General features: G+C 67.4%; 11 protein-coding genes and 2 pseudogenes. 11 read left to right on the top strand and 2 right to left on the bottom strand.

The window, feature by feature from the left end:
• The 7 genes and pseudogenes from AB0N07_RS47980 to AB0N07_RS48010 all read left to right on the top strand — a co-directional run.
• Nucleotides 1-280, top strand: a 280-nt coding sequence (locus AB0N07_RS47980) for a hypothetical protein (protein WP_365846839.1), incomplete at its 5' end; no start/stop codon positions are given.
• A complete protein-coding gene (locus tag AB0N07_RS47985) occupies nucleotides 277-1,092 on the top strand; it encodes an SDR family oxidoreductase (RefSeq protein ID WP_365846841.1) in 816 nt (271 codons plus the stop codon). The genes AB0N07_RS47980 and AB0N07_RS47985, both read left to right, overlap by 4 nt.
• Nucleotides 1,093-1,151: 59 nt before the next feature.
• Nucleotides 1,152-1,859, top strand: coding sequence for a hypothetical protein (locus tag AB0N07_RS47990; RefSeq protein WP_365846843.1), 708 nt, complete (start codon nucleotides 1,152-1,154; stop codon nucleotides 1,857-1,859).
• Nucleotides 1,860-1,890: 31 nt separating this feature from the next.
• Nucleotides 1,891-2,625 carry a DUF899 family protein gene (locus AB0N07_RS47995; RefSeq protein ID WP_365846845.1) on the top strand — a complete coding sequence of 245 codons (735 nt, stop codon included), beginning with the start codon at nucleotides 1,891-1,893 and terminating at the stop codon, nucleotides 2,623-2,625.
• Nucleotides 2,622-3,575 (top strand): sigma-70 family RNA polymerase sigma factor, encoded by a 954-nt coding sequence (locus AB0N07_RS48000; protein WP_365846847.1) that lies wholly within the window; start codon nucleotides 2,622-2,624, stop codon nucleotides 3,573-3,575. Before AB0N07_RS47995 ends, AB0N07_RS48000 begins: the two co-directional genes overlap by 4 nt.
• Before the next feature lie 12 nt (nucleotides 3,576-3,587).
• On the top strand, nucleotides 3,588-3,806 hold the full coding sequence (locus AB0N07_RS48005) for a hypothetical protein (RefSeq protein WP_365846857.1): 219 nt from the start codon (nucleotides 3,588-3,590) through the stop codon (nucleotides 3,804-3,806).
• Nucleotides 3,807-3,819: 13 nt separating this feature from the next.
• A pseudogene (locus AB0N07_RS48010) lies at nucleotides 3,820-4,523 on the top strand (IS110 family transposase); the annotation flags it as partial.
• Between the two features lie 244 nt (nucleotides 4,524-4,767).
• On the opposite strand, the pseudogene AB0N07_RS48015 reads toward AB0N07_RS48010, so the two are convergent.
• Nucleotides 4,768-5,524 (bottom strand): annotated as a pseudogene (locus AB0N07_RS48015) (phosphotransferase).
• A gap of 1,113 nt (nucleotides 5,525-6,637) precedes the next feature.
• On the opposite strand from AB0N07_RS48015, the gene AB0N07_RS48020 reads away from it, so the two are divergent.
• From AB0N07_RS48020 to AB0N07_RS48030, 3 genes are all read left to right on the top strand, one after another.
• Nucleotides 6,638-6,787, top strand: coding sequence for a hypothetical protein (locus AB0N07_RS48020; RefSeq protein ID WP_365846849.1), 150 nt, complete (start codon nucleotides 6,638-6,640; stop codon nucleotides 6,785-6,787).
• Between the two features lie 320 nt (nucleotides 6,788-7,107).
• A complete protein-coding gene (locus tag AB0N07_RS48025; RefSeq protein ID WP_365846851.1) occupies nucleotides 7,108-7,716 on the top strand; it encodes a GNAT family N-acetyltransferase in 609 nt (202 codons plus the stop codon).
• A 722-nt stretch (nucleotides 7,717-8,438) separates the two neighbouring features.
• Nucleotides 8,439-8,750, top strand: coding sequence for a transposase (locus AB0N07_RS48030; protein WP_365846853.1), 312 nt, complete (start codon nucleotides 8,439-8,441; stop codon nucleotides 8,748-8,750).
• Between the two features lie 85 nt (nucleotides 8,751-8,835).
• On the opposite strand, the gene AB0N07_RS48035 is transcribed toward AB0N07_RS48030, so the two are convergent.
• Complete coding sequence (locus AB0N07_RS48035; RefSeq protein WP_099926455.1) at nucleotides 8,836-9,273, bottom strand: Lrp/AsnC family transcriptional regulator; 438 nt, start codon at nucleotides 9,271-9,273, stop codon at nucleotides 8,836-8,838.
• A 169-nt stretch (nucleotides 9,274-9,442) separates the two neighbouring features.
• On the opposite strand from AB0N07_RS48035, the gene AB0N07_RS48040 reads away from it, so the two are divergent.
• Complete coding sequence (locus tag AB0N07_RS48040) at nucleotides 9,443-10,717, top strand: ArgE/DapE family deacylase (RefSeq protein WP_365846855.1); 1,275 nt, start codon at nucleotides 9,443-9,445, stop codon at nucleotides 10,715-10,717.
• Nucleotides 10,718-11,025: the final 308 nt, after the last annotated feature.

Below are 11,025 nucleotides of genomic sequence, written 5' to 3' on the forward strand. Positions count from 1 at the left end.
ACGGCCACCCGGCGATCACCGCTGCCCGCACCCCGAAGAAACACCCGCAACCCGCCCGACACCCGTGATCAATATTCACGCGGTGGATCGAGGCTCAGGTGTCGCCGCCTACGCCCAGCGTCAGGGAATCGACACCGCCACATTCACCACAGCACTCGAACCGCTGCTCACGCCGGCCATTGTCGGTGCCGAGATCGCGCGACTGTGCGAGGACACCGACAACCGGGACCAGCTGCGGGCATACGAGCTCAACGGACGCGGACTTCACGCGCTGGCGTGAATCACAAGAAAGAGAAGGATATGTTGCTGGAAAACAAGAACGTGGTCGTCTACGGCGGCGGCGGAGCGGTCGGCGGTGCAGTCGCCCGCGGATTCGCCGACGAAGGTGCCACGGTCTTCCTGACCGGGCGAAATCTCGACACCATCAACACCGTCGCCAAGGGAATCGCCGCTGCGGGCGGAGCCGTCAAGACCGCTGCGGTCGACGCCCTGGACGAGAAATCCGTCATGGAACACCTCGATGCCGTCGTGGCCGACGTCGGCAGCATCGACGTGTCGTTCAACGCGATCGGAATCTCACCGAGGGGACTACAGGGAATCCCGTTCACCGACCTACCGGTCGACAATTTCATGCGACCGATCACGACCTATGCCCAGGCGCACTTCGTGACCGCGAAATCCGCCGCACGGCACATGATCCCCCGGGGCTCGGGAGTGATCATGATGAATACACCCGAACCCGCCCGCGTGAGTCTGCCCCTGGTCGGCGGCATGAGCGTCGGCTGGGCGGCGATGGAAGCCCTCAACCGCGCGCTGTCCGCCGAATGGGCCCAGCACGGCGTCCGCTCGATCTGCCTGCGCACCACGGGCTTGATCGGGACACCGGTCATCGACGTCGTGTACGGGCTGCACGCCGACGCGGTGGGCATCCCCAAAGACCAGCTCATCGCCGCCGCCGCCGCGATGACCCACCGCAAGCGCCCCACCGTATTGGCCGAACTCATCTCGGTCGCGGTATTCCTCGCCTCCGACCGGGCAGCCGCCATGACCGGAACCGTCGCCAACCTGACCGGCGGACTCATCGTCGACTGAGCACAACACGCCTGGCCGCCACATCGGCGGCCGGGGCACCCCAGCAGAGGAGCAAGGCGATGAACGATCTACTCGCGACCGCGGTCGCCGCGCATGGTGGTTTGGACCGGTGGAACCGGATTCGGTCGATCCGTGTCGACGCCGCCATCACCGGGGCCTTCTGGCAGGTCAAGGGGAAGGCTGACGCACTGAGGGACGTCCGCTTCGAAGTGGACACCACACAGGAACGGCTGACCATGGACTTCGTCGGTCAGAACCGCCGGTCGGTCTTCCAACCCGACCGGGTCGTCCTTCGGCAGGCTGACGGCACGGTTGTCGACGCGCGCGACGAGCCTGAACGGTCGTTTGACGGCCACCAGTTCGAGACGCCGTGGGACGACCTGCATCTCGCGTACTTCACCGGGGAAGCACTGTGGACGTACGTGAACACGCCGTTCCTGTTCACGTGGCCCGGGTTCGTCTGCAAAGAGATCGCGCCCATCGAGGCCGATGGTGAAACCTGGCGGCGGCTGCACGTGACCTTCCCCGACCACATCAAGTCCCACACCCGCAAGCAGGTGTTCTGCTTCGGCCCGGACGGGCTGCTGCGCCGCCACGACTTCACCATCGACATCGTCGATCCGGGAACCGAGTCACAGCTTTACGCCGCCGACTACCGCGACATCGACGGCATCATCGTGCCAGCCACCCGACGGGCGTACGCCCCCATGGGCGACGACCGGATTGTCCTGGTCGCCATCGACATGGCCGACATCACCGTCTGTTGAGCCGAATTTCCTCCTGCACAAGGACGTCACGATGAACAACACCCACCGGGCCGGGGTCGTCACGCCAGCGGAATGGAAGGCCGCGTGCCTGTGGCTGTTGGCGGCGGAGAAGGACCTGACTCGCGCCCGGGAGGCCCTGGCTGCTGACCGCAGGCGGATGCCGTGGCTGAAGGTCGACCAGGAATACGTCTTCACCGGGCCGAACGGGACGGTCCGCTTGCCCGACTTGTTCGACGGCCGCGGTCAGCTGTTGCTCTACCGCGCCTTCTTCGAGCCGGGGTTGTCGGGCTGGCCCGACCACGCGTGCGTCGGCTGCTCGCTGATGGCCGACCAGGTCGCCCATCTCGCGCAGCTCAACGCCCGCAACACCACGCTGGCCTTTGCCTCATCCGTACCGCAACCCGATATCGAGCGGGTGAAAGCGCGCATGGGCTGGGTCATACCGTGGTACACCGGCGGCTTCGCCGCCGACTTCGGCGTGGCCGAGTGGTACGGCACGAATGCCTTCGTCCGCGACAGCGACAGCGTCTACCGCACCTACTTCATCAACGATCGCGAACACGAACTGATCGGTGGAACGTTGAACTCCCTCGACTTCACCGCGCTCGGACGCCAGGAGGACTGGGAGGACTGGGAGGACTCCCCGGCAGGTTACTCCCAGGTGCCGCGATACCCGTGGCTGAACCGACACGACGAATACGGCCCGACGATGCCGGCCAGCCATCCCTGCACCGTCGACCCGGGGCGCGGATCATGCACAGTATGACTGAGACGCAGGCCGGCAACGAAGACTTCGGACGGCTGAGCGAACCGTTCCGACGAGAGCTGCTCGCTTACTGCTACCGCTTGCTCGGTTCGGTCGACGAGGCCGAAGAAGTGGTTCAGGACGTCTTTCTCGACGCCTGGCGGGGATACGACGGGTTCGAGGGCCGATCGTCGTTGCGCACCTGGCTCTACCGCATCGCGACCCGGGCGTGTTTCAAAGCGCTGGAAAAGAGCAGGCGCAGGCCGCTGCCGGCCGATCTCGGCGCCCCCGAGACACGCCCGGAGGCCAGGCTGGTCGAGCCAACCTCGGAGGTGTCGTGGCTGCAGCCGATGCCCGACCTTCTCTTCGCCACCGCGCCGACCGATCCAGCAACCGTTGTGGTGCAACGACAGACCATGCGGCTCGCCCTGATCGGAGCACTCCAACAGCTACCACCGCGGCAACGAGCCGTGCTGATCCTGCGCGACGTGCTGCAGTGGCGGACCACCGAGGCCGCGGAACTGCTGCAGATGACGGCAGCGGCCGTCAACAGCGCGCTGCAGCGAGCGCGTGCGCAGGTTCCGCTCAGCGAGGACGGTCTGACCGAACCCGCCGAACCACGGCAGCGAGCCCTACTCGACCGCTACGTCAACGCATTCGAAACCGCGGACGTCGATCAACTCGTCGCGGTACTGACCGAAGACGCACGATGGGAAATGCCGCCAATCGCGACCTGGTTCGAAGGCCGCGACACCATCGTGGCTTTTCTGCTCAGGCAGATGCGGATAATCGGTCCAGCCGAACTGGTCGCCACCTCCGCCAATGGACAGCCCGCCTTCGCGGTGTACGCCCGCGGCCGTGACGGTGTGCGCCGTCCACACGCACTGCACGTACTGACAGTCACCGCCGAGGGCGTCAGCCGGATCGTCGCGTTCCACGGCTCTGGGCTGTTTCCGCTGTTCGGACTCTGACCAAGGCAACGCATGACCGAACAGGAAAAGACCGAAAGGCACGACGCCGCGCTGCACGCGCAGCTGCGGCTGTTCTGCCAACTCATGCTCGGTTCGGCCGACGCCGCCGACTGCATGATTCAGAAGATTTACCGCTGTGCAATCGATTACCACGACGAGCAGGAGAATTGCCCATCGGAACGCGTTCAGCTGTTCCGTATCGCGGCCGCCCTCTGCGGGGTCCGCCGATAAGGCCGTCGGAGTTCGGCCGGCGCATGAACTTCTCAAGGCGGCTCCGACACGGACGCGGGCCTCTCGGCTGACGCGCACGCAGCTGCAGGCCACACTCAGGCGCGCCGGCCACCACCAACGGGGCATCGAAGCCGAGGCCGAACGGCTCCGGGAGATCTTCCGCGCCGACTGTGCGCACCAGCCGTCGGCGGTGGAGGATGCGCTCGGCAAACAGATGTTCGTGCTCCGGGTCCAGCTGGAAGGCGCCTGCATCGCAGCCGCCGAGCTGGCCGAGGCGGTGGAGGAAGTTTTCCCTCAGCACCCGCACTCTGAGATCATCCTCAGCTTTCCCGGACTCGGCATCCAGCTCGGTGCCCGGGTGCTCGCCGAGATCGGAGACGACCGCAACCGCTTCGCCGACGCCCGCAGTCTGAAGGCATACGCAGGCGCCTCGCCCATCACCAGGGCCTCCGGCAAGAAGTCGAGCATCACCCGACGGTGGGTGAAGAACGACCGCCTGAACCACGCTGGCTACCTCTGAGCGTCTCCGCCATCACCGCTTCACCTGGCGCCAAAGCCCACTACCGCAGGCGCCGCGACGACCACGGAGACTGGAATGCAGCCGCCCAAAGGAACCTCTTCAACCGCATGCTCGGTCAGCTCTACCATTGCCTCCAGCACCGCAAGCTGTTCGACGAACCCACTGCCTTCCCCGTCGAACTCAGCACCGCAGCTTGACACGTTGAGCGCCTGAGGTGTCTTTCTCGGACTCGCCGCAGCCCTGTGCTGCTACAAGCGACCCGTCCGCCTCACCGCATGGGACACGGTCTAAGGGCACCGGCACGCGCACTTCGGCCTCGCACGGCCACTGCACTCCCCCACCCAGCCGTCAGACCACCCGCAACGCCGTCAACAAGCCACACGGCACGCGAACACGCGTTCAAAGACAGGCGCTCAGCTTGTGCTTGAACCTCCGAGCTCCTCATTCCAGCAGGGCAGCCGTGAACCTCTCGCGGTGGGCCGCCAGCCACTCCTGGATGCGGTCCCACCGCCGCCAACCACCGTGCTCGGACAGGGCCTTGGTGTAGACGGGGTCATGGTCGGCCACCCGGTCGCCGACGAAGGCCCGGCAGGAGGCCGTGACCTGTTCGATGACGCCGGGCAGTTCCGCGCGCTCCTTGGAGGAGAGACGGTAGCCGTCGGCGAGGATCCGCAGTCGCAGCGGGGCATCCAGCCCCGCCGGATAGAAGACCGCCGCGGAGGCGGGATCGAGGAGGGGGACCCAGTAGCGGGCGGTCATGGCGACGTCCCATACGGCCCGGCCGGGAGCCGCCAGGTCGAAATCGATCAGCGCTGCGGCCTGGCCGTCGCTGAAGACGACGTTTTCCGGGCACACATCGTTGTGGCACAGCATCGTTCCTCCCGCCGGGTCGGCCAGGGACCGGGGCCACTCAGCGGATGCGTCAACCTCGATAGCCGTGCAGGCGTCGCAGCAGGCTTCCCACCGATCTCAGCGCGGTCTCGGTCATCGCCCAGCCGGGATAGGGCGGCAGAGCAACATAGCCCGGGATGAAGGTCAGCTGCTCGCGGCCGTCGGCGGTGAGCCGGACCGGCCGGGGAGCCGCGTCGAACCCCTGCTCTTCGAGCGCGAGGAGATGGCCGTGCAGGGCCCGCGCGGTGCGCGGCGCCGGGCGTTCCACCAGGGCACCGCGACGGAAGACCGCACCCGCGTTCAGCATGCCGCCGACCAGGGCCTCGCCCTCTGTTGTCCCGCACTCAGCCGTCACGTCGATCACGCTACCGTCACGTCGGCCGGGTGGGGAACGGTCCCGCGATACGCTTCGAACCGGTGCCGCATCGGGCAACGTTCGCCCGCTCCCGCAGCCGGAAATCGAGCTCGGAGGCGGGGACTTACCGCGTTGCGGGGGCTGGGCCATGGACTTCTTCATGGCGAGGTCAGGCGTGACCGTGTGGACATCGACTGGTCCACCCGGGCGAAGGATTCCTCTGTTCTGACCGCTGTTCGGTTCCGGTTTTGAACTTCTGTTCGGGCCGTCTGTCGACCAGCCGCTCGATTTCCGCAAGCAAGGCGTGGAGAGCAGCTTCGCCGTCCTGGCCCAGGACCGCATCGGGCGCGTTGTGGTCGCCGACGGCCCGTGGCCGGGGGAAGTGTGGCCGGAGGGCATGCTCGATGCCTCTGCCGGCTGCGTCGGGGCACAGCGGTGCCAGGTCATCACTCCCCCGCGCCCAGATCGGAATCAAGCAGATGACGCCGGTCCGGGTCCCGGGACGGCACCGCCGCAAGAAGGACACGGAGGACATCACCCGGCTGGAGGCGGCCTTGCGTGAGCAAGGCACCAGCTCGGCATGAGGACTTGAAGACGCGCAGCCCCTACCGTCTGCGCGTGGCGTAACGGGTGCCCTGACGCGGACCGATGACGTCTGCACTGGACTGCAGGCGACGAAGATCGCCGAAGTGACGTTCACCAGCACGGACAGGGTCCGGGACGTCACCCGAGCCAGGGGGCCGCGGCCGGAGCCACGCACCACGGGCATCCCGAGCAGTACCTCCCGTCGTGGACGCCGGTCCTCGAAAGCGGGCGGTACGGTGCCAACCACGTTCCTTCTGCGGCCAGTTCGGGGCATCCTGCGACTTCTTCTCACGTCTGCCGGCCTCACCAACCCGACCATCCACAAGGCGCTGGTCGGCCTCCTGGACCAACCGATCGCGCAGTGCAACGCGCTGTGCACCCCACCGCGGGCTACGGCAGCTCCTACGGACCGCCAGGGCCATGGCATTTCCTGCGCGAGGCCGATATGGGAAGGAAGTCCGTGGGCGTACTGGAACTCGTGTGCTGACCCCCCGCATCGGGCAGCCCTTCGCCGACGGGGCACCGCCCACCGCTGACGACCGCACACTCGGACTGATCGACTTCTCGATCTTCCCGCACCTGAACCGCCCCGACCGGCCCCAAATCACCATGGCCGCCGCACAGCGATGAGCCGCCCAGATCGCCGGTCCGGCCTACGCGATCGATGACGACACCGCGATCAAAGTCACCGATGGCCGTGTGGAAGTCGTCTCCGAAAGGCACTGGAAACTCGTCACCCCCGCCCCTTGAACCCCGCACGTCTCTCCCTCCCGCCCGGAACCTCCGCGACGCGACCAGCCCGCAAGCCCGGCACCAGCACAAGACCACCCCGGGGGCCAAGCGCAGCCGGAATCCGTCGACGATGACGCGCCACTCCGGCGACAGGCACAGGAGGTCTTCAACGATCAGACCGAAGAAACCCGTTGCGAGTGACCTGCATCGGATGTCTGATGAAACAGCCACCGATCAAAGGAGGGAACGTGAGGACGTCGCTGCCCACCCCCTCGTTGCACACCGCTCGCCTTCGACTGCGTGCCTTCGACGACAAGGATGCGAACGGCCTCTTCGCACTGCACAGCAGCGCCTACGTGCTGCGCTACTGGGACGCGCCGCCGTGGCGCGAACGCGGGCGCGCCGAGAAGTTCATCACGGCTTGCCGACAGATGGCGCAGGAAGGCACCGGGGCGCGGCTGGCCGTAGATCGTGAATGCGACGGAGAGTTCATCGGCTGGTGCAGCCTGACCAGGTGGAATCCGGACTACCGCAGCGCATCGCTCGGCTACTGCTTCCACGAGGCGGCGTGGGGCCACGGCTACGCGACCGAGGCCGCGCACGCTCTGCTGCGGTGGGCATACGACACGCTGGACCTCAACCGCGTCCAAGCCGAGGCCGATACACGCAACACGGCTTCCGCCCGCGTGCTGGAGAAGCTCGGCTTCGTGCGTGAAGGGACGCTTCGGGAAGACTGCATCGTCAACGGCGAGGTCTCCGACTCGTGGATCTACGGGCTGATCAGGCGGGAGTGGCAGCCGACGTCCAAGCCGGTTCCCACCCAGTGAATTCCCTCGCTCGATACGCGGTATCACCGGTGTCGGCCGAGAGCCCCACCAAATGCCCCGAACTCGCCGGCTACACAGCGGGGCCGCCCAACCGGACGCCGGCCCCACGCGCTTGGGCCGCAGGCCCCGCCCCCGGTCATCTTCGGACAGCCGTATGGGAAACCGAGACCAGGACCAAGACCTCGCGATCCAGATCGTCACGCACGCGTTCCGGGGCGCCCGCACGCTCCCCCGGCATGCGGGCGAGGTGCGGAACGAAAACGCCCGGTGAGGCCAGTGCGGACGCTGGTCCACTGACTTCCTCGGCGTGTTGTCGGGGGTGGTGGCGGGTGGTGATCCCTGCGGTCGCCGGCCCGCCGGGCACTTGAGCGCGACGAGCTAGCGGTTGGGCTGTGGAAGAAGGATGTGTGGCCGCAGGCGGAATGACCGCGGCGGCCCTGGGCGCGTATATCGACTTCGAGGACGAGGCCGGGTTCGCGATGACGCCGCCGCGCGCTCGCACCGGGGCCTGCGTGGACACACGCCGGTGGTGTGGGTGCGGGGCCGCTCCTGGCGCCGCTGGTCGATCGCCGCGATGTGCTGCTACAAGCCGGGCGAGAGCTCCCGGTTGATCTGCCGACCCCCGCCAACGCAAACACAAAGGCAAGGGACGCGACACCTTCGGCTGGAGCGATTACCGCGACCTGGCCGTGCGGGCTCACAACCAACTCCAGGCACCTATCGTGCTGTTCTGGGACAGTCTCAACACCCATCGGGCAGCCGGGATGCGTCAGTACGCGGCCGCACACGACTGGCTCACTATCATCCAACTTCCTTCCTGTGCAACGGACTTGAATCCGGTCGAGGATGTCTGGTCGCTGTTACGGCCCGGACCGCTGGCCAACACCGCCTTCACCGACGACGAGCACCTCGAACGCACCCTCCGCCGGGGCTTACGTCATATCCAGCTCCGGCCCGACCTCATCGACGGCTGCCTGGCCGACACCAGACTGACCCTCACCCGGCAGCCGAGAACAACCCGAGGAAGTCAGTAGCCACCGAGGCGACCACCGGTTTGCTGCGTCGGCCCGAGGCCGGCGGACGCCGGCCGCGGCACTCGCGCTGGTCCCACGGTGTCGATCACACGCGAGGCCGGTTCAACAGCCGGGAGAGCACGATGGCGCTCTCGGTCCGTTCCACGGGAGCGGTGGCGCGCACCCGTTGGATGGCCTGTTCCAGGTGGGGGATGTCTTTGGCGAGCATGTGGACGACTGCGTCGGCGGCGCCCGAGACGGTACAGGCTTCGACGACCTCGGGGATGGCCTCCAGGGCCTGGCGCAGTTCGGCGGGGGTGGGATTGCCGGTGCAGTAGACCTCGACGAAAGCCTCGGTATGCCAGGCCAAGGCCTGAGGATCGACGAGAGCCGTGAAACCGCGGATCGCTCCGGTAGCCACCAGGCGGTCCAGACGCCGCTTGGCGGCGGGCGCGGACAGCCCGGACGCCTTGCCGATCTGGGCGTATGTGGCCCGCGCGTCGTGCAGCACGTACCGGATGATCGCTTGATCGATGGCGTCCATGACCTCACTCCAGACGTCAGAACCTGCGGCCCGGCGCAAGAAATCGCCAGGGGACCGCTGACATTGCAAGAAAGCGACAGTAGGCAGCAGCACATGGCGATTGCTTGCGCTGTCCGCCGAACATAGTCTCCGGCTTGTCCTGATGTCACGTGCGGGGAGCAGTGGTGAGATGGCAGCAAGCCTGAGCGATGTGGAAGCCTCGGCACTGGCCGCGGTGGACGAGGCGGCCATCGCCCGGCTGCTGCTGGAACTTCTCGTGGTTCCGAGCGTGACGGGCAGCGCCGCGGAGTCCGAGGTTCAGCACGTCCTGGCCCGGCATCTGAAGCGCATGGACCTCGATGTCGACCTGTGGTCCATGAACCTGCCCGAGCTACGGGACCATCCCCGTTTTCCCGGCAGCGAGGCCCCGCGCACCGAGGCGTGGGGTCTGGTGGGCGGCACGGTGCCCCAGGGCGACGGGCCGACCCTGATCCTCCAGGGGCACGTCGACGTCGTCCCTTCCGGAGACCTGGCGCGTTGGGAGGGCGACCCTTTCCGCCCCCGGGTCACCGGGGACGTGGTGCACGCACGAGGAGCGTGCGACATGAAGGCGGGGGTGGTGGCGATACTCGCCGCCCTGGCCGCGATACGGGAGGCGGGCGCAAAGCTCCGCGGCCAGGTGTCCGCGCATTTCGTGGTCAGCGAAGAGGACGGCGGACTCGGGGCGTTCGGTACCCTCCAACGCGGCCACACCGGCGACGTCTGCATCATCACCGAACCGACCAGCGGCGCGGTCATGACGGCGAACGCCGGCGCCCTGACCTTTCGCATCCACGTACCCGGCCGGGCCACCCACGGCAGCACCAGATACGTGGGAGTGAGCGCCATCGACGCATATCTGCCCATCCACCGCGCGCTCGCCCGTCTGGAGGCCCGCCGCAACGTCGGCGCCGACCCGCTCATGTCCGAATACCCCATCCCCTACCCGCTGTCCGTCGGTACCGTCCATGCCGGCGACTGGGCCAGCAGCGTGCCCGACCGGCTGGTGGCCGAGGGAAGACTGGGCGTCCGGCTGGGCGAGGATCCGGCGCAGGCACGCACCGAACTGGAAGCGTGCGTGGACGAAGCCTGCGCGGCCGACCCCTGGCTGCGCTCCCACCCCGCCACGGTGACGTGGCCCGGCGGGCAGTTCGCCAGCGGACGGCTGCCGACCGGGCATCCGCTCGCGGCCCAGGTCGCCGACGCGCACGCCGACGTCACCGGCGGCCCGCGACCTTCCGAGCGAGGCGCCCCCTACGGCAGCGACCTGCGCCTGTACGCCGGGGCGGGCATCCCCACGCTGCAGTACGGCCCCGGCGACGTACGCCTCGCACACGGTCCACAGGAACAGGTCCGCCTGAGTGAAATCGTCACCGTCACCCGGGCACTGGTGCTCGCCGCACTGCGCACGGTCGGCACCAAGTAGCAGCCGCCGGACTCACCCTCTACCGGCTGCTTGTGACCCGGTGGAAACGAACCCTCGTGCCTGCTCCGCTGTCCGCCCCTGCCGGCCGATCGCCAACCCTCCACGCAATCACGGAACTTGACGGAGCCCTAGTAGTGCTTCGTTAGGTCTTTGCGTTTGTGCTGATCAAGAGCATGTTGGGTGTGTGGACACGCATGAAGTGAACCGGTTACGGGCGGCGTTGGGGCTGTTCGTGGAGGATGTGTTCGCCTCGGTGCCGCGCAAGGATCAGCGGGCCAGAGGTGAGTGCTATCTGCGGGGGCTGATGC

Origin of the sequence: Streptomyces sp. NPDC051172, from assembly GCF_040682555.1 — a bacterium.
In the GTDB taxonomy this organism is placed as follows: Bacteria; Actinomycetota; Actinomycetes; order Streptomycetales; family Streptomycetaceae; genus Streptomyces.

Coding starts and splice junctions, on each gene's coding strand:
- AB0N07_RS48035 (WP_099926455.1), bottom strand. CDS start 9,273: ATGGACGCCATCGATCAAGCGATCATCCGGTACGTGCTGCACGACGCG.
- AB0N07_RS48005 (WP_365846857.1), top strand. CDS start 3,588: ATGACCGAACAGGAAAAGACCGAAAGGCACGACGCCGCGCTGCACGCG.
- AB0N07_RS48040 (WP_365846855.1), top strand. CDS start 9,443: ATGGCAGCAAGCCTGAGCGATGTGGAAGCCTCGGCACTGGCCGCGGTG.
- AB0N07_RS47990 (WP_365846843.1), top strand. CDS start 1,152: ATGAACGATCTACTCGCGACCGCGGTCGCCGCGCATGGTGGTTTGGAC.
- AB0N07_RS48025 (WP_365846851.1), top strand. CDS start 7,108: ATGAAACAGCCACCGATCAAAGGAGGGAACGTGAGGACGTCGCTGCCC.
- AB0N07_RS47995 (WP_365846845.1), top strand. CDS start 1,891: ATGAACAACACCCACCGGGCCGGGGTCGTCACGCCAGCGGAATGGAAG.
- AB0N07_RS48000 (WP_365846847.1), top strand. CDS start 2,622: ATGACTGAGACGCAGGCCGGCAACGAAGACTTCGGACGGCTGAGCGAA.